Genomic DNA, 18,502 nt, shown 5'->3' on the forward strand with positions numbered 1-18,502 from the left:
AGGCTGAATTACGGGTTTTAGTCTTAACATTTGATCGATTTTGGCCTGACTGAACCGCGACCAACCAGTAATAATGAAACAAGGTATCACTGATGGATTTGATGGTTGAAGGCCGAACGGCACTTATTACAGGCGCCGGAAGAGGTCTTGGTCGCTCAATAGCTGAGTGCTTGGCACGCGAAGGCGTTAAGATTGCAGCCGTATCGAGAACAAAAGAAGACATCGAAAGCTTGGTTGAGAGTATTGGTGGACCGTCATCCGGTCACCTTGGGTTAGCAATGGACTTAACGCCTGACGGAGCGCCCCAAGAGCTTTTTACTCGGCTTGAAAATCATAATTTCGCTCCTGTTGATATCATCGTCCATAATATGGGCGGGACTCTTGATATTACTGATCCATTCTGTTCCGTGGAGGACTGGCGAAAAATATACAGATTTAACTTTGAAGTTGCCGTCGAACTGAATGGGCTTCTAGTGCCATCTATGCAGGTAAGAAAATGGGGTCGCGTTGTCCACGTTTCTTCAATCTCTGCAATGGAAAATCATGGGCCAGTAACTTACTGCTCAATGAAGGCGGCTTTAACAGCTTACACCAGAAGTTTCGGCGGGGTCGTAGCCCCCGATGGGGTAGTCGTCTCGGCAATTCTACCGGGTGCCGTTTTCACGGAAAAGGGTTACTGGGATCAAGCATCAAGAGAACGCCCAGAACATGTCAAAAAATACCTCACAGAACGGCAGCGTATAGGTCGTTTTGGTAAAACCGAAGAGATCGGAAACTATGTTGCATATCTTTGCTCCGAGCTCGCTTCTTTCAACACAGGCAGTATTGTTCCCATTGATGGTGGACAGGGACGAGGGTACTTCGGTCAATGACAAATGCGACGACAGCATTAAACCTCCAACTGAGAAGACAGATTGTAAATATGGTCGTGAGAGGAAATAACGGTCATATTCCCAGTGCGTTCTCTATCTTGGATATCGTTTCCTATCTTTACGATAACGTCCTCAGTTTTGATGCGAGCAATCCTGACTGGGCCGAGCGGGATTATTTTATTCTCAGCAAGGGGCATGGTTGCCTTGCACTATATGTAAACTTGCACAAACACGGTTTTATCACGGATGAAGATATCGCCCAATTCTGCCGCAAGGATGGAATACTCGGCGAACATCCGGATACTAATAAAGTCCCAGGCGCAGAAGCGTCAACAGGCTCACTTGGACACGGCATTTGCTATGCGGTCGGTATTGCTCTTGGGCACAGAATTATCGGCCAAGAGAACAGGATTTTCGTTCTAATCGGCGATGGTGAGTCCCATGAAGGAACTGTTTGGGAAGCCGCCCATGTCGCCCGGAATTTACAGCTGGGGCAAATGTGCGTGATGGTCGATTGGAACCAATCTGGTATGCAGTTGCTACCCCATGATGATCTGCCTGCAAAATGGGCTGCCTTTGGATGGAATACGATTGTTGTTGATGGCCATGATAATACTGAATTGAAGAACGCATTTGAGCAAGTTACGTTCCAAAGTGACGGCATTCCGACTTCTATTATTGCCAAAACGACCAAAGGCAAAGGAGTTCCGTTGATAGAAGGCCATGGTATGTGGCACCACCGTATACCGAATAAAGAAGAGTACACGACTATTATGGACGTCTTATCGTGAGCAGTAAGCAAGTTCGCCAACAATTCGCCGACACGATGTTAGATGTCGGCCAGTCGGACCAAAAACTTGTCGTTATGGTCGGAGATATAAGCCATGGTATTTTACAACCTTTCGCAAAAGCTTGCCCAGGCAGGTACTATAATGCTGGTATCCTAGAACCCACGATGATGAGCATGGGTGCGGGCCTCGCTAGAACAGGTCTCTTTCCCGTTATTCACACAATAGCCCCCTTCCTCATTGAGCGCGCGTTCGAACAGATCAAACTAGACTTCTGTTATCATGGCTTGCATGGCAATATTGTGACGGTTGGGAGTGCTTTCGATTACGCCTATCTTGGATGCACACATCACTGCTACGGCGACTTTGCATTACTGAAGACGTTAGAAAATGTACAGATAACCTATCCGTCAACTCCTATCGAATTCGATAGCTTGTTTAAGCAAACGTACGACAACGATATGGTCACCGTGTTTCGCGTGCCCGGAAATCAACACAGCATTTCCTTTAAAACCGGAGATATTATTTTTGGCAAAGGTATTAAAATCTCTGATGGAAAAGATGTTACACTTGTTGCCACAGGACCTCAGCTAAATAGTGCATTGGGCGCCAAGGAGATACTTTCTAGCAAAGGCTGGGACGTAGAGATCATCTACATCCATACAGTTAGACCGCTAGATACTGATCTGATAATAGCTAGCGTAGAAAAAACACGGCATGTCATTGTAATAGAGGAGCATATGACATCAGGCGGCCTTGGAGATGACGTTTTGCGGGCGATCAGAAATATACCCAGCACTAAGTATGCTTCAGCGTCTATTCCAGATAAGTTCTTACGAACATACGGATCTTACGAAGACCACTGCGAATCTGTTGGGTTGACTGCAGACGGAATATCAAATCTCGTCCTTACCGAATTCGGCACTTAGACTACTTTCAAGGATTGCGAATAGTTCCTCTATACCCTTGCTTATAGTATTTTTAATTACATTTTAACTACGTCTTCGGCGTTTTTAACGTGAAGTCTATAATAAATGACAAAAAAAACAGTCTTCGTCTCAGGTAATTTTTACTCTTTGCATCCCGGCCATGTGAGACTATTGCGATTCGCGGCCGAATGCGGAGATACGCTTATTGTCGGCGTATACAATAATCGTCCTTCTACGGATGTCCCTTCCCCGCAGGAGAGAGCAGACGCTCTTAATGAACTTGGAATCGTTGACCGGGTGGCGATCCTTGAAAATGGACTCCTTCCTTTTATCGAAGACCTCAAACCAGCGGTAATCGTCAAAGGAAAGGAATTTGAGAACACCGATAATATCGAACAACAAGTGATAGAGAAATACGGTGGGGCGCTTATTTTTAGCGCAGGCGAAGCTACATATTCCGGCAGTGACCTCCTCTCAAAAGAGAGTGATCAAAAGTCTAACACACGCCTATTCAACCCCACAGACTATATCAGTCGTCATAACTTGTCGGCGAGCACAATGCTTGAGCGAGTAAAATCCTTTTCAAGCTTAAAAGTCTTGGTCGTTGGAGACCTCATCGTAGATGAATATGTTACCTGTGAAGCGTTGGGTATGTCGCGTGAGGACCCCGCGCTTGTCGTGACTCCGCAGCACACGGATCGCTTTATTGGCGGGGCAGGTATTGTCGCCAGTCACGCCGCTATGCTTGGTGCATCAGTCAGGTTTCTTTCAGTCGTTGGCAGAGATGAAATTGCACAAGATGCTGCGAAGAAATTATCTGATTTCAATGTAAACGCTACATTGATCGAAGATCAAAGCAGGCCGACTACGCTCAAACAGCGCTACCGGGCACAGGGCAAAACTATGCTGAGAGTCAGCCATCTCAGACAACATGAAATTACAAAAGAATTACAACACAGCTTAGCTGAAAGGGCTGAAGCGGATTGCAAAAATGCTGACTTAGTTTTGTTTTCTGATTTCAGCTACGGGTGCCTACCGCAAGACTTGGTTAACAGCATCACCGCTTCAGCCATAAAAAACGGGGCGATAATAGCGGCAGATAGTCAGTCATCCTCTCAAATCGGTGACGTTTCGCGATTCAAGAAGGCTCAGTTATTATCCCCGACTGAATTTGAAGCTCGGCTGGCACTACGAGATCAAACAAGTGGTTTGGCACAAATTGCAACCCAGTTGATCGCAACGTCATCTTGCAACTCAGCCTTCATAAAGTTGGGAGAGTCAGGCGTATTCGTTGTAACGAGCCCTTCCTCAGAGAATGAGCAAACGTCCGATCGTATTCCAGCCCTTAACAAAAACCCGAGAGACGTATCGGGTGCTGGAGACTCAATGTTGACGGTTGGCTCAATGGCTTTGGCATCTGGTGCGTCCACCTGGGAGGCCGCATACCTGGGATCTGTCGCCGCTGGCATACAAACGTCCCGTACGGGCAATATTCCAATAAGTGCGGAAGAGCTATTAGACGCTCTACAATGACGCTCAATTCCCCTAATCGAGCATTGTTATTAGCAGGTGGCTATGGCACCCGTCTCCGCCCACTGACTGATACTTTACCGAAGTGCTTGATCGAAGTACGCGGCAAGCCGCTTCTGCAACACTGGCTAGAGAAGACACTTGGCTCTGGCATCGAGAAGGTAATTGTAAACACACATTATCTCCCCGATCTCGTAATAGAATTCTGCAGGAACAGTCCTTGGTCAAACAGAATTGAGCTTGTCCACGAAAATGAAATTCTTGGTACGGCTGGTACGCTGAGAGCCAATGCCGGACTTCTAAGAGGGCACGGTACGTTTTTTGTGGCTCATGCAGACAATCTTTCCGTCTTTGACATGAACAAATTTATCGAGACACACAACGCCCGCTATCGGGAATGCCTTGGTACCATTATGACTTTTCAGACAGAATCGCCCAGAGAGTGCGGTATCTTGGCGCTTGACGATCTGGGGCGTGTAATCGAAGTTCATGAGAAAGTTGAGAACCCTCCTGGAAACATAGCAAATGCTGCCGTTTTTTTGCTGGAAGAAGAGGTTCTCGATTGGGTACAAGATCATCCAGAAGCTTCTGATTTCTGTAGAGATGTGGTACCTCCCCTGGCGAGCAGGTGGTTCACATTTTTTAACGATGAATTCCACCGAGATATTGGCAATCCAGAAGCCCTGAAAAGGGCCGAAAATGACCCCTATTGGACGATAAAATGAATATTCTTGTTACCGGAGCATGCGGTTTTAAAGGCAACGTTTTGGTTCCCAAACTCTTGGACGCGGGTCACTCCGTCACGGGCTTAGATATTATGTGGTTTGGTAATGACCTAAAGCCGCATCCCAATCTGGAAGTGATCGAATTCGATGTTCGCGAGTCAGAGAAACTTGATCTTTCATCTTTTGATTCAATAATTCACCTCTCATCCGTGGCCAACGATCCATGCGGCGACCTCGATCCTAAGTTAACTTGGGAAATTTCCTGCCTCGCAACGATGAGGCTCGCAGACAAAGCTGTCAGGCAAGGTGTAAGGCAATTCATTTACGCCTCTTCTGGCAGTGTATACGGACTTAAAGACGAAGAAAAAGTCACTGAGGATTTAGAACTCGTACCTCTGTCTGAGTACAACAAAACAAAGATGGTCGCAGAACGCGTATTGCTAAGCTACTCCGAAGATATGGCGATACAAATTGTTCGGCCAGCAACAGTCTGTGGCCTCTCAAATCGCATGCGCCTAGACGTCGCTGTAAATATGCTAACGATGCAAGCTCTCACAAAAGGAGCAATTACAGTGCTGGGCGGGGATCAAACACGCCCTAATATTCATATCGACGATATAACAGACCTGTACATTTATTTACTTGATAGGCCTGACATTCAAGGTGTCTATAACGCGGGATTTGAAAATTTATCCATTCTAGAGATTGCTGAAATGATCGCGGCAAGAATCCAGACCCGCATTGACATTCAACCCTCCAATGATCCTCGCTCCTATCGCGTTAATTCAGATAAACTATTAGCGACAGGCTTCAAGCCGAAAAAAACAGTCAGCGACGCGATCAATGAGATCGCAGACGCTTTTGACTCTGGAAAGCTTAAAGATGAAGATCGGTTTTATTGTCTAAAATGGATGAGCAAAAAATTGGTGGCCTGACCTGCTTCACCACCAGCACAAACGCACCCTGACAACAACGAAACTCTTTTGGAAGCATCCCGCATGTTAGGTTCCTCTCGCTCAAACTTCAAAGCCGCTGTTCTGACAGAACTCAAATCTGATTTAGTCATTGAAGACATTGAACTACCGGGCACACTTGAAGTAGGCCAAGTTCTCGTAAAACTAAGGTACAGCGGCATCTGTGGTTCTCAAATTGGTGAAATAGATGGAGTAAAAGGCCCTGACCGCTGGCTACCTCACTTGCTAGGCCACGAGGGCGCTGGGTATGTAGAACAAATTGGACCAGGAGTAACAACGGTCGCTGCGGGAGACGCCGTCGTTCTTCACTGGAGGCCCTCACTTGGCATTCAGGCCACTCCCGCAAAATATTCAGCTAACGGCAAAAAAGTTAACGCTGGTTGGGTGACAACTTTTAATGAACTGGCCATAGTTTCAGAAAATAGACTGACAGTTATTCCAAACACGATCGATATGAAAATTGCAGCGCTGTATGGCTGTGCGGTAACGACCGGATTTGGTGTCATTGACAATAAGTCAGGTATTAAATTGGGGCAGTCCGTGGTTGTCTTTGGCGCCGGCGGGATAGGGCTGAATATCGTGCAGGGTGCTGCTCTCGCAGGAGCCAAAAAAATCATTGCGGTGGACCGCTACAGCAACAGATTGGATCTTGCAAAAAAATGCGGCGCGACTCATACGATTGACGGATCTAAACAGGACCCTTGGCAGCAAATAGAAGCAGCCCTGTCTGCAGACCAACTAGATATATTTATTGATAACACGGGAAACACTGAGGTGGTTGGTCGAGGTTACAATATCATTGGGCCTCATGGGCGTGTTGTACTGGTCGGAGTCCCAAAAGCAGGCGACCAAGCGTTACTGTACACACTCCCCCTCCATTTCGGGAAATCAATCACAGGCTCCCATGGCGGAGAAGCCATCCCCCATGAGGACATACCGCGCTATATGGGCCTCACAGAATCAAAAGGTATTGATTTGAATGATATCATTACCGAGGTTGCGCCTCTTATAGAAATTAATGATTTAATACGCATGATGAGGTCAGGTGAGTCAGCCGGTCGGTGTCTCGTTGATTTTGACTTGTAGATCGAAATTGGCTCTCGCGATTTACGATAGGGTGTAACCGATGACCAAAGCTCTCGTGCTGGGAAGCAATTCATTTTCAGGCGCCACATTTGTTTCCCATCTATTGGAGCAAGGGCTATGCGTATTCGGTGCAAGTCGGTCACCTGAACCACACGATGCATTTCTGCCCTATAAGTGGAATAAGAAATCTGGTGATTTTCAATTTCATCAGCTCGACCTAAACAACGACCTCAATGCCTTTGAAGCCCTTATACGCCAAGAAAAAATCACTCACATAATCAACTTTGCGGCTCAGGGCATGGTTGCAGAAAGTTGGCGGCAACCTGAGCAATGGTTCATGACCAATGCTGTCTCGACAATCAAATTCCACGATTGCATCAGAAAACTCGACTTTCTGGAGCGTTACCTTCATGTCACCACTCCGGAAGTTTACGGAAGCACAGAAAACTTCATTGACGAAACAACACCGTTTAATCCAAGCACACCTTATGCAGTATCACGTGCGGCAGCTGATATGAGCCTCAAATCATTCTATGATGCTTATGAGTTTCCGGTCTTATCAACCCGAGCCGCAAATGTATTTGGACCTGGCCAACAACTTTACAGAATTATTCCCCGAACCATACTCTTCTGTAAACTAGGAAAAAAACTTCAGTTGCATGGCGGCGGAACATCCGAGCGTTCCTTTATTCATATGAATGATGTGGCAAGAGCAACATTCAAAATTTTGATGAATGGGTCTCTCGGCGAAACCTATCATATCTCCACAGACGGTATCATTAGTATCCGAGCGCTCGTTGAGATGATCTGTGAGAGAATGGGCATCAATTTTAATGACGCTGTCGAAGTCGCAGATGAACGGCTCGGTAAAGATGCGTCATATCAATTAAACAGTACAAAGCTTCGCACAGAACTCAATTGGACAGATGAAATTTTGCTTGAGGACGGAATCTCTGAGACAATTGCGTGGGTAGAGCAATGGCTTGACGACCTCACTCATCAACCGCATGACTACATACATAAAGCTTAGGAGTTTGCCGCATGGGCAAAGAGATAGATCTGCTTGTTAACTATCCTCGAACTAAACGAGACGTTAAGGAACGTGGCGCAGAAAAAAGTGAAGAAGACAGAGCCATTGCCAGGAAATTTGGTAAGGACTTCTTTGATGGTGATCGACGGCATGGCTATGGTGGTTTTTCCTATCAATCACGTTTCTGGCAACCTGTTGTTCCAACCTTTCAAGAACATTTCAATCTCACCAACATCAGTTCTGTATTAGATGTTGGGTGTGCAAAAGGCTTTATGCTGCACGACTTTTCCGAGATTATTCCGGGTATAAAAGTCCACGGCGTTGATGTCTCCGAATACGCGATAGAAAACACAATAGAAGACATGCGCCCTTTCACTCAAGTGGGAGACGCGCGTGAGCTTCCTTTTAAAAACAACGCCTTTGACGTCACGATTTGCATAAACACGGTTCATAATTTGGAGAGAGACGAATGTGCAAAAGCCTTGCAAGAAATTGAGCGGGTCAGCCGGATTGGATCCTACATTACGGTAGATGCCTATCGGGATGATGAAGAGAAAGAACGCATGTATCTTTGGAATCTTACCGCCAAAACGATTATGCATGTTGACGAATGGAAGTCTTTCTTCAATGAAATCGGATATACAGGCGACTACTATTGGTTCGTCCCTTGAGTATAGATACGCAACTAGAACTTCTCCGCCGCATTAAGAGAATACGGCATGTCGAAGAAGAGATCGCGCGGCGCTATCCTGAAGGCAAAATGCGCTGCCCAACTCATTTATCTATAGGTCAAGAAGGTGTCGCCGCCGCCGTCGGATTGGCCCTTTCCAAGGATGACCTAGCCGTCAGTGGTCACCGGGCCCATGCACACTATTTGGGCAAGGGCGGCAGTCTCCAAGCCATGCTAGCCGAAATCTATGGCAAAGCGACCGGTTGCTGCAGCGGAAAAGGTGGCTCAATGCACCTAATCGACGAAGATGTTGGTTTCATGGGAAGCACGGCTATCGTCGCAGGAACAGTCCCTGTGGGTGTCGGGTTAGCTTACGGCATCAAACTAAAAAAACACAAACAGGTTAGCTGCGTCTTCCATGGAGACGCTGTGGTAGAAGCTGGCGTTTTCTTTGAGTCTGTCAATTTTGCTGTACTCAAGAACCTTCCAGTTCTGTTTGTGTGTGAGAACAATCTCTACTCGGTATACTCGCCTTTATCTGTTCGCCAACCGCCTGGGCGATCAATTGCAGATATGGTTAAAGGTCTTGGTATCAGTTCTCAGTCTAGCGATGGCAACGATGCGAGTTCTGTTTATCAAATTACCCTAGATGCCATTGGAAAAATTCGTGCCGGCCAGGGTCCCCAGTTTCTCGAATTTTCCACATACAGGTGGCGGGAACATTGCGGCCCATTTTACGATAACGACATAGGGTACCGCACAGAGGAAGAATTCAATGATTGGAAAGCAAAAGATCCTTTGACTCGTCTGAGGTCAACGCTCGAAGAAAATGGAGCACTGAATTCTTCACTTGAAAATAAAATAGACAAAGAAATCCATCTAGAAGTTGAAGCTGCCTTCCAATTTGCAGAAGATTCCGACTTTCCAGAGGCAAGTGAAGCCTATACCGATCTGTATGCACCTGCGATAACTGACGGAGCATCGGCATGAGCACGATCTCCTTTGCAAAAGCTATTAATATGGCTTTGCACCAAGCGATGGAAACAGACCCCACTGTCATTTGTTATGGCTTGGGGGCAGATGATCCCAAGGGAATATTTGGAACAACATTAGGACTGCCAGGGGCATTTGGTCCAGAACGTGTGTTTGACATGCCAACCTCAGAGAATGCAATGACTGGAATTGGCATCGGCGCTGCACTAAACGGGTTACGGCCTGTCATGACCCATCAACGTCTTGATTTTGCGCTCTTATCCATGGATCAACTGGTCAATAATGCCTCGAAATGGCGCTTCATGTTTGGTGGCAAGCGCGGTGTTCCGTTAACAGTAAGAATGATTATTGGTAGAGGCTGGGGACAAGGGCCAACGCATTCTCAAAACCTTCAGTCCATGTTTGCACAGGTGCCGGGTTTAAAAGTGGTTATGCCGTCAACAGCAGAGGATGCCAAAGGTCTGCTGCTCGCCTCAATCTTTGATAATGATCCCGTGATCTTTTTGGAGCATCGTTGGCTCCACAACTTAAAAACGAATGCGCTAAATGACGACAAAACTATAAGGCTGGGTGAAGCCCGCACGCTAAGAGAAGGTGATGCCGCCACAATCGTCTCGATGTCATATATGACCATTGAGGCGCTGCACGCTGTGGATTTCTTAAAAAATCACGGCGTAAAGTGTGATTTGATTGACCTCAGAACTGTGAGGCCAATTGATTGGGACAGTATTGAGAAGTCCGTTAAGAAAACGGGTAAACTTCTGGTGTTGGATACAGCCAGCTTGACTGGCTCTCTCTCGGGAGAGATCGTTGCCAAAGTCACGAAAGACTGCTGGACCGATCTACAAGCTCCACCTGAAAGGCTTGCCATGCCGGACTTCCCAGAAGCGACGAGTCCAGCTCTTACAGAAAACTACCATGTAAGAGCAGAACATATCGTTGCCCGAGTTTCAGAAATGGTGAAGCTTGAGATTGATACAACACCTCTTGCAAAATCAAGGACTCACCCACATGACGTCCCCGGTGATTGGTTTTCGGGACCCTTCTAGTCGGTCACGGTATGTTTTAATTTAACTCAGGCACATCAAACCTAAGCACAGCTGGTTCTTCTTTAAATTTGATCGGATTTCCAACGTGCGTAATCCCTGCATCATCTTGAATAATCATGCCGCGGGCTTTTGCATGCTCTAGCTGAAAGGCTTCCGCCATATCGAGCACTGGAGCCCAAGATAGATCCAGTGGCTCCAGGATCTCGATCCATTCTTGTTGTGTTTTGGTCTTGAAGGTCCCGGCAATTTCTTTTTTTGCTGTCTTCTGTGCAACACAATCGTCAGCGCTGCAGACTTCGATCAAGTGCTCTAAATTAATTTTAGTCAGCAAGTTTTTAACGAACTTGGGCTCGCGACCTGTAAGCGCAATAAATCGGCCATCTCGCGTTTCGTACACATTATAAAAAGCCGCTCCACCAATAGAGCGCCCTTCTCGCGTCGTGGGGGCTTTGTTTTCTGCGAGCACAGACCCAGACAAATGCGCTGTCCACGACAGGAGGCTGTCGTACATGGAAGCATCGACATAGTCGCCCTCGCCTGTGATCTGGCGACGGTACAATGCCATCATGATTCCTGCTAGCCCAATCAGAGATGCCCCCATATCCGCGCCTGGCAAGCCAGGAACCACCGGCTTGCCATCTCCGTTATCATTTAAGGCCAACAGGCCGGTCAGAGCCTGTGCGCCCATATCATGCGTGGGCTTTCCAGACAGCGGGCCCGTTTGGCCAAAGGCCGATACAGAGCAATAGACAATCTTTGGGTTGCGCGCTTTGACAGATTCATAATCAACGCCGAGACGCTTAACGACGCCAGGGCGGAACGCTTCAACAAACACGTCTGCTGTCTCACATAATTTTAGTAAAACCTCGCGGTCTTCGTCGTCTTTCAAGTTAAGACAGATGCTTTTTTTTCCGCGATGGGTATTGCGAAACCAAACAGAATGTCCCGCTTGAAAAGGGCCGTATTTGCGTGCGGGCTCCCCACCCGGCGGCTCGACACGCAAAACATCTGCACCGTGATCCGCCATCATGAGAGTTAAATGAGGACCAGGCAGATACATCGAAAGATCAATCACGCGCAGGCCTTCAAGTTTCATCGTATTTCTCCTGGGGTGCTTGGTCAGCGTTAGATCGTTTTCGAGCGTCGCAAATCAGCAATGACATCCGCTGAATAGCCAAGATCGGACAGAATGGCATCTGTATCTGCGCCCAATTTAGGGGCGCTTTTCACAGGAAGGCGTTGGCCGTCGAGTTTAATTGGATTGTGTAACACACGCAGATTCGGCCGGTCGGGGTGATCCACCTCAGCGATCATATCGATCTCATCAAGAAATGGATTATCCAGCGCCTGTGCGATGTCATATACTGGTGAGATAGGCAGGACACCCTTAAATTGCTCAACCCACGCCTCTGTCGATTTTTGCGAAAAAATTGCATCTAGCTCGTCGGTCAACTGCGCGCGGTTCTTGAGGCGCGCAGTGAGGTCAGCATACTTTGGGTTCCGCCCCAAATCAGATCGTCCTAAACCGTCGATCATCAAGTTCCAGAACCGCGGGTTCTGACACATGATAAACAGCCAGCCGTCCGCGGTTTTCACCAATTGGCTCGGCGTTACAGAGGGATGAGCGCCGCGCGGACTTCTGCCGGTCTTCAGCCCTTCATTTAGGTACCAGATTCCTGGGTAGGTCAGTTGATGCAGGGCCGTATCAAGTAAACTGGCGTCAACGTCCCCACCCTCGCCTGCTTTCTGCGCTTTTATTATGGCCGCCGTTACGCCATAGGCCAACATCATCCCCGTCATGAAATCAATAATTGACAGGCCGAACCTCGCAGGCGGGCCATCCGGCTCACCTGTCACGGATAAGAAGCCTGCCTCGGCCTGCATAAGGTAGTCATAACCTGGCCAAGCTTCACGGCTGTTATTCCGCCCATAAGCAGAAATATGACCGCAAACGATTTTAGGGTTTATGGACTTTAAAGCCGCGTAATCTAGGCCAAGCTTAGCCGGCTGATTGCCGCGCATATTATTAATGATCGCGTCAGATTCTTTAACCAGTTTATGAAGTATTTCGCGGCCTGCTTCTGACTTAAGATCTAACGTCAAACTGCGTTTGTTAAGGTTAAAAGCCTGATAGTATTGGCTGTCATGTTCCCCGAGAAAGTATGGCCCTGTATCCCGGGCAAAATCTCCGCCGGTTGATGGGTTCTCGATCTTTATAACCTCGGCACCCATATCAGCCAGAAACATCGAGCAATATGGCCCAGCGCCATACTGTTCAATCGCAAGGATGCGTATACCTTCTAAGGGCAGGTGCATCAGATTTTATTCCGTTCAACAAGCTGACGCGCAATGATGATTTTTTGCATCTCGTTGGTCCCTTCACCAATCGCCATCAAAGGCGCATCACGATACAGCCGCTCGACCACAAACTCCTTGGAGTAGCCGTATCCGCCATGAATGCGCATCGCTTCTAAGGAGTTCTCAATGGCAGATTCAGATGAGAAGTACTTGGCCATCCCAGCTTCAAGATCACACCGTCGACCTTCGTCATAAGCTGTGGCAGCCTGCTCAACCAGAAGCCGTGAAGCTTCGTAACGCGTTGCCATCTCAGCCAGCTTGAGCTGAATGGCCTGATGCTGGCTGATCGGCTTGCCAAAAGTCGACCGCTGCTGGCTGTACTTGACGGATTCATCAAGAGCTCGCTTTGCAATTCCTACAGAGCGCGCCGCCACATTGATCCGTCCAAGTTCAAGACCACCAACCGCCTGATAGAAGCCTTGCCCTTCAACACCACCAATCAGATTATCTGCCGGTACGCGAAAGTCTTCAAAAACCATCTCCCCGGAATCAATGCCTTTATAACCAAGTTTCTCAAGACGTCTGGAGATCTTAAAGCCAGGCCCTTTTTCAACAATGAAGAAGCTCATGCCCTTGCGTGCAGGATCAGCCTTTGGGTCTGTCTTGGTGAGCAAGGCGAAGCAACTGCCTTCTATAGAGTTTGTAATCCATGTCTTCGTGCCGTTGATAATGTAGTCATCACCGTCCCGCACCGCACGTGTGCGAATGCCCTGCAAATCCGTTCCTGCATCAGGTTCTGTCAGACCGGTTCCACCGCGCAGTTCCCCGGTGACGAAGCGGGGCAAAAAGCGTTGTTTCTGTGCATCAGTTCCGAATTTCTCAACCGCAGTCGCCATCATAAGATGTGAATTGAAAATCCCAGTCAGGGACATCCAGACCTCAGACACCATAGTGACGACTTTGGCATAGGTAGAGGCTGATAAACCTAACCCGCCCCACTCCTGCCCTATCGTCGCGCCAAAAAACCCCATGGCCTTCATTTGCTCAACCATTTCCTGGGGGTAGGTGTCTGAATGCTCCAGTTCCATGGCATGGGGTGCGACGTCCCGTTCCAGCCATTTCTGAATACTGTCCAAGATCAGGCGGTCATCAGACTCATCAAACTTCTCCTCTTTCAGTGCCATTGGCTCTTTCCGTATAGGTTTGAGGGCATAACATGCAGACAAATTTCCATTTTGTCTGGTCAGGCAATGTATCTAAGATAAGATGTACAGACAATTTATTATTTGTCCGGACGACTAGACAAAATACTGAGACACTTAAAACTGCTCATTGGCGCTGTTTGTAAGAGAACGATGGTAAAACGCGACCCCAAAAGCCCCACGTCGTCAAAAACCGCTAAGGGACCGCTTTACCTAGAACTAGCTGAAGCCCTCCAGCGAGAAATTGAGGCTGATACCTATCCCGTCGGCACCAGGATGCCCACGGAGTTGGAACTCTGTAATCGCTTCAATGTCAGCCGCTTCACAGTGCGGGAAGCCCTTCGGCGGTTGATTGACAACGGAATGGTGTTGAGACGGCAAGGGTCTGGTACGGTCGTCGTCTCAAAGAATCCGACGATCATGTTTGTGCAAAAGCTTAATTCCATAGAAGAGCTGTTGCAGTACTCGTTTGAGACTCAACTGCAATTAAAAACATCGGCTTCGGTTGTTCTTGATGCAGCACTCGCCCCCGTTATTTCTGGCGAAGTTGGAGAGACATGGCATAAAATTGAAGCCATTCGATATCTTGATGAGAAATCTCCAATCTGCTGGACAGACGTCTACGTTCGCCCAGAACATAAGTCTTTGGCGGATCAAATTGGCAAGGATACGAAGCCCGTCTTCATGGTCATAGAGAAAGAATTCGGTATCGTTGCCGAGGAAGTCACCATGGACCTCTACGCGGGCTCCATAAAAGAATCCAAAGCCTGGGCAATGGGTGTTGAAGCCGGTAGCCCGACGCTCATTATTGTGCGGCGTTATAAAGATAAAACAGGCCGTGTGTTTGAAGTCTCCGTCAGTGAGCATCCGGCTGGCCGGTTTACTTTCTCGATTGACCTGCTAAGAAATACTAAGCGCGATTGAGCCCTTTATTCAGCAGCTAACGCGGGGCATGACACATTTGTGCCGCCGAGGCCGCAGTAGCCAGCAGGATTCTTAGCGAGATATTGCTGATGATAATCCTCAGCATAGTAAAATGTTTGCAACTCTAACACTTCGGTCGTAATCGCGCCGTAGCCAGCCTTCCCCAAAGCTCTAGCATAAGCCTCTTGAGATTTCTCAGCCGCCTCACGCTGTTGCAGGGTCGTCGTGTAAATACCCGAACGATACTGTGTTCCTGTATCATTGCCCTGACGCATGCCTTGCGTCGGATTATGAGACTCCCAGAAAACCTTCAATAACTCTGAGAAACTTACCTTGGTGGGATCAAAAACGACGAGCACGACTTCATTATGGCCCGTGAGCCCAGAACAGACTTCTTCATAACTGGGATTGGGCGTATATCCGGCCGTATAGCCAGCAGCGGTGCTGTAGACTCCATCGACTTCCCAAAACTTACGCTCTGCCCCCCAAAAGCATCCCAGGCCGAACACAACCTGTTCGAGGCCCTCTGGGAAAGGGGCCTTTAGTGGGTTGCCATTCACGAAGTGCACAGCCGCGACTGGCATTGCCTTGTCCCGACCAGGTAAAGCGTCCTGTGGACTGGGGATCTCTAGCTTTTTACGAGATGCAAAGAACATGTTTATCACTCCAAAACTTTGTCTTTAATCTTATATCAGATCAACGCATCGTCTCTTCAAGTTGACTTCTGGCCGCCAGTAACGGTCAGAATAGTTATTCCGCTGCTTGAGAAACCTTACCGCCAAGTTCTGCGATGACGTCTGATGTTGTCATCACCCGGCCCCAGAGGCGTAAGAACATGGCTTCAAATGCCGCCTGAGCATCATCATCGCAGGTGCCGGTGGCATCTGAGACCAGCACCACGCCAAAACCACGATCTGAGGCTTCCATGGCCGTCATCCCCACGCAGTTATTGGTCGACACCCCGACCGCAACGATTTCTGCCACACCCATGGCCCGCAACCGGCTTTCAATTCCTGTCGATCCAAAGGCCCCCATGGTCACCTTGTTTAAGACGGTTTCATTGTCTTGTGGCGCTAAAGCCTCAACGATCTCGTGTTCTTTTTGACCTTCAATATTATTTGTGGCTTTCACCAACGCCCGAATATGATTTGGCACGTCTGAGCAATCCGATAACTCCGCGCCATACGTCACGTAAACAACCCGGGCACCTGCGCCGCGAAAGGCGTTTAACAACTTTTGGCTATTGGGAATGACAAGTTCGTCAATACGGTTAAAACGGTAGTCGGCCTCATCAAGACGGCCCTGCTCTTGCAGCATTTTACCAAGTCCATGCGTGCGACTTCCCGTCGCATACTGCATATCAACGACCAATAGTGCGGTTGTTTTGGGGTCTAGCTTAACCGGCGCGTTAAACGCATTGATGTAATCAGCTGGCATCCTGATGCTCATTCACAGATAGTACGTAGGTGTATTTAATTCATCTTATAGCATCAAATCTAAATGAGACGAAGACAAGGTGTTTTCATCTAAACCATTTGCCGGTCAGGTCATGCTGTGGTGTTGAGTTTAGGGATAGAAAGAGAGCTACTACAGCCATGCAGAACTGGGGAAAACAAGATGATCAATGACACGGAAAACCTACGTTTGGATCGCCGCACTGCCTTTACAGGTATAGGCGCTGGCCTTGCGCTAGCTTTTAGCACCCAAACCAAAGCTGCTGGCCCAGAAGCCGTTCCTGCCTTAGAGGTTGAAAAAGAGAATATCGTAAATGATTTCTGTGCCGCTTGGGCCACTCGGGATGCAGATCAGCTGGCATCCTATTTGTCAGACGACATCGAATACCACATGTTTGAAGGTCGCCCCCCTATCAATGGGGTGGCCGAGTTCAGCGCCCAACTCAAACCGTTTATGGCGGGCATGGCCGAAATCGACTGGGAGATGCTTCGCTCTAGTGTCATGGGTGACATCGTTATAAATGAACGAATTGATCATTTTATTCGCGCAGAAGGGTCCAACGCTCCTGACAATCACTTTCATGTGGTCGGTGTCTTTTTGGTGCGTGGCGGAAAAATCGTCTACTGGAAAGACTACAATCTATCCGGTGAACTTTAGGGATTGGTGATCAGAACTTCGTCACCTGCTAGGCGACAGCTTTCGCTTGCTTGATCATGCTATCGATCAGAAAACCCTGATACATTTCGATCCCTAAATCGGCACCAACATCCCGTGCACGTTCTTGGTCAACGCGACTGAGGACTGGACGGATACCAAGCCTGCGAAGTTTATCTATAAATTCTTGCTTATCGTATAGCTCATCTTCTGCGTCTTCTTGCCAGTGCAATTTGGCCATCTGCGCTTCCAAAAAATCGATGTTCACGAGGCCAATAGCCGATGGCGAAATTTGGTCTATGGCAATTTGAGCCCCCTTGGATCTTAGATGGTCCCGCGCGATGGCATAGCCGTCATAGTTTAAAACAACGTCTTCTTGGGTGAACTCAACCACCACGGTGCGCATAATTTCTGGCGGCGTTCTGGCAATAAAATTATCGAACGCCTTACTGAAAATACTAGGGATATTGAGATTTATCGAGATCGGCTGCCCTTTGACGGCCTTTGACAGCGTCTCAAATGAATTCAGCATAATGCTATCAAGGATTTTCGTCAGTTCGACAAATCGATCACCACTGGCCTTTAAGTTAACTCCCTCAAAGAACGGCTTGCTCAATAAATCGATACTGATGAAATACTCGGTCATCTTCGATTTGATTGGCCCTTTTTCTGGCGTAACACAAATTTTTTGCCCACGCGCGTAAGTCTGCAGAAATTTGGCTGAACCAAGTTCGCGATAGGCATCTATGACAGCTTTCAGATCTTGTTGAGTCAGCAAACGCTGGCCTTGACCGTTTGAGGCATTTTTTAACTCTCTTGCGGCTTTGATATAACCAATGACAAGCTTTGCGGCATCGGCAAAACTGGTTTCAAGCTTGTAGTGCTCAAGGATAAGGCCGTCACCGTCTGCTTTCCCCTGCCCCGCCCCAAGGCGCGACATAATCTTAAAAAGCGCAACCCGAAGATTTGGAATAAATTCGCGCGCGCCGGCCTCCGTTTCATTCAGCAAAAACGCATAGTCGAGTGTGTGCAAACGATAAACTTCGCCACGGGCGTTTTCTGTTAAGCGCTTAAGAACAAGATCTAAATTTTGAGTCAGGCCATCAACTTCACCATCGCCGGTGATGCAACCAGCCGCCCGCATAACAACCATCACCACACCTTTGCGCGGTGTAGTCCTGAGGTCGCCAAGTTTATGAAAGAGACTTTCTAAAGGAGCGATTTTCTTCATAACAGTAATTTATTTACTACTCGCAGGCAGTGATTTCACGTTCTGCTCTTGCGTACCGCAAAGAACATGTTTGTTAATTATTAGCGCATTGG

At 48.0% G+C, this 18,502-nt stretch carries 19 protein-coding genes; 13 read left to right on the forward strand and 6 right to left on the reverse strand.

Annotation, left to right across the window (positions count from 1 at the left end; translation table 11 throughout):
• The first annotated feature begins 92 nt into the window (after nucleotides 1–92).
• The 11 genes from RIC29_03275 to RIC29_03325 all read left to right on the forward strand — a co-directional run bounded on the left by RIC29_03275 (nucleotide 93) and on the right by RIC29_03325 (nucleotide 10,646).
• On the forward strand, nucleotides 93–872 hold the full coding sequence (locus RIC29_03275; protein ID MEQ8733918.1) for an SDR family oxidoreductase: 780 nt from the start codon (nucleotides 93–95) through the stop codon (nucleotides 870–872).
• Entirely contained in the window at nucleotides 869–1,663 is a 795-nt protein-coding gene (locus RIC29_03280) for a transketolase (GenBank protein ID MEQ8733919.1), read from the forward strand. Before RIC29_03275 ends, RIC29_03280 begins: the two co-directional genes overlap by 4 nt.
• Nucleotides 1,660–2,589, forward strand: a complete 930-nt coding sequence (locus RIC29_03285; GenBank protein MEQ8733920.1) for a transketolase C-terminal domain-containing protein — start codon at nucleotides 1,660–1,662, stop codon at nucleotides 2,587–2,589. Before RIC29_03280 ends, RIC29_03285 begins: the two co-directional genes overlap by 4 nt.
• 105 nt (nucleotides 2,590–2,694) lie before the next feature.
• Entirely contained in the window at nucleotides 2,695–4,122 is a 1,428-nt protein-coding gene (locus RIC29_03290; GenBank protein ID MEQ8733921.1) for a PfkB family carbohydrate kinase, read from the forward strand.
• Nucleotides 4,119–4,844 (forward strand): nucleotidyltransferase family protein, encoded by a 726-nt coding sequence (locus RIC29_03295; protein ID MEQ8733922.1) that lies wholly within the window; start codon nucleotides 4,119–4,121, stop codon nucleotides 4,842–4,844. Before RIC29_03290 ends, RIC29_03295 begins: the two co-directional genes overlap by 4 nt.
• Nucleotides 4,841–5,779, forward strand: coding sequence for an SDR family oxidoreductase (locus RIC29_03300; GenBank protein ID MEQ8733923.1), 939 nt, complete (start codon nucleotides 4,841–4,843; stop codon nucleotides 5,777–5,779). The genes RIC29_03295 and RIC29_03300 overlap by 4 nt, the downstream gene beginning before the upstream one ends.
• A 63-nt stretch (nucleotides 5,780–5,842) precedes the next feature.
• Nucleotides 5,843–6,904, forward strand: coding sequence for a zinc-binding dehydrogenase (locus RIC29_03305; GenBank protein MEQ8733924.1), 1,062 nt, complete (start codon nucleotides 5,843–5,845; stop codon nucleotides 6,902–6,904).
• A 40-nt stretch (nucleotides 6,905–6,944) separates the two neighbouring features.
• Nucleotides 6,945–7,934, forward strand: a complete 990-nt coding sequence (locus RIC29_03310) for a GDP-mannose 4,6-dehydratase (GenBank protein MEQ8733925.1) — start codon at nucleotides 6,945–6,947, stop codon at nucleotides 7,932–7,934.
• A gap of 11 nt (nucleotides 7,935–7,945) precedes the next feature.
• Complete coding sequence (locus RIC29_03315; protein MEQ8733926.1) at nucleotides 7,946–8,605, forward strand: class I SAM-dependent methyltransferase; 660 nt, start codon at nucleotides 7,946–7,948, stop codon at nucleotides 8,603–8,605.
• Nucleotides 8,602–9,594 (forward strand): thiamine pyrophosphate-dependent dehydrogenase E1 component subunit alpha, encoded by a 993-nt coding sequence (locus tag RIC29_03320; protein ID MEQ8733927.1) that lies wholly within the window; start codon nucleotides 8,602–8,604, stop codon nucleotides 9,592–9,594. Before RIC29_03315 ends, RIC29_03320 begins: the two co-directional genes overlap by 4 nt.
• On the forward strand, nucleotides 9,591–10,646 hold the full coding sequence (locus RIC29_03325) for a transketolase C-terminal domain-containing protein (GenBank protein MEQ8733928.1): 1,056 nt from the start codon (nucleotides 9,591–9,593) through the stop codon (nucleotides 10,644–10,646). Before RIC29_03320 ends, RIC29_03325 begins: the two co-directional genes overlap by 4 nt.
• Nucleotides 10,647–10,662: 16 nt before the next feature.
• Here the strand turns inward: RIC29_03325 and RIC29_03330 are convergent, their stop codons facing one another.
• The 3 genes from RIC29_03330 to RIC29_03340 are packed head-to-tail and all read right to left on the reverse strand — an operon-like array spanning nucleotide 10,663 to nucleotide 14,128.
• Nucleotides 10,663–11,742: a CoA transferase gene (locus RIC29_03330; GenBank protein MEQ8733929.1), complete on the reverse strand. Its 1,080-nt coding sequence runs from the start codon at nucleotides 11,740–11,742 to the stop codon at nucleotides 10,663–10,665.
• 29 nt (nucleotides 11,743–11,771) lie between these two features.
• Complete coding sequence (locus RIC29_03335) at nucleotides 11,772–12,962, reverse strand: CoA transferase (GenBank protein ID MEQ8733930.1); 1,191 nt, start codon at nucleotides 12,960–12,962, stop codon at nucleotides 11,772–11,774.
• The gene (locus RIC29_03340) at nucleotides 12,962–14,128 is read right to left on the reverse strand and encodes an acyl-CoA dehydrogenase family protein (protein ID MEQ8733931.1); all 1,167 of its coding nucleotides are present in this window, start codon (nucleotides 14,126–14,128) and stop codon (nucleotides 12,962–12,964) included. Before RIC29_03340 ends, RIC29_03335 begins: the two co-directional genes overlap by 1 nt.
• A 171-nt stretch (nucleotides 14,129–14,299) precedes the next feature.
• Here RIC29_03340 and RIC29_03345 point away from each other — a divergent pair, with 171 nt between their 5' ends.
• Nucleotides 14,300–15,070 carry a GntR family transcriptional regulator gene (locus tag RIC29_03345; GenBank protein MEQ8733932.1) on the forward strand — a complete coding sequence of 257 codons (771 nt, stop codon included), beginning with the start codon at nucleotides 14,300–14,302 and terminating at the stop codon, nucleotides 15,068–15,070.
• A gap of 5 nt (nucleotides 15,071–15,075) precedes the next feature.
• On the opposite strand, the gene msrA is transcribed toward RIC29_03345, so the two are convergent.
• Together msrA and RIC29_03355 are read right to left on the reverse strand one after the other, a co-directional pair.
• Nucleotides 15,076–15,726: a peptide-methionine (S)-S-oxide reductase MsrA gene (msrA, locus tag RIC29_03350; protein MEQ8733933.1), complete on the reverse strand. Its 651-nt coding sequence runs from the start codon at nucleotides 15,724–15,726 to the stop codon at nucleotides 15,076–15,078.
• 94 nt (nucleotides 15,727–15,820) lie between these two features.
• Nucleotides 15,821–16,507 (reverse strand): isochorismatase family cysteine hydrolase, encoded by a 687-nt coding sequence (locus RIC29_03355; GenBank protein ID MEQ8733934.1) that lies wholly within the window; start codon nucleotides 16,505–16,507, stop codon nucleotides 15,821–15,823.
• Nucleotides 16,508–16,687: 180 nt separating this feature from the next.
• On the opposite strand from RIC29_03355, the gene RIC29_03360 reads away from it, so the two are divergent.
• Complete coding sequence (locus RIC29_03360; protein ID MEQ8733935.1) at nucleotides 16,688–17,182, forward strand: limonene-1,2-epoxide hydrolase family protein; 495 nt, start codon at nucleotides 16,688–16,690, stop codon at nucleotides 17,180–17,182.
• Between the two features lie 28 nt (nucleotides 17,183–17,210).
• On the opposite strand, the gene RIC29_03365 is transcribed toward RIC29_03360, so the two are convergent.
• Nucleotides 17,211–18,410: a hypothetical protein gene (locus RIC29_03365; GenBank protein MEQ8733936.1), complete on the reverse strand. Its 1,200-nt coding sequence runs from the start codon at nucleotides 18,408–18,410 to the stop codon at nucleotides 17,211–17,213.
• Between the last annotated feature and the right edge of the window lie 92 nt (nucleotides 18,411–18,502).

The organism is Rhodospirillaceae bacterium, assembly GCA_040219235.1.
In the GTDB taxonomy this organism is placed as follows: domain Bacteria; phylum Pseudomonadota; class Alphaproteobacteria; order Rhodospirillales; family Rhodospirillaceae; genus WLXB01.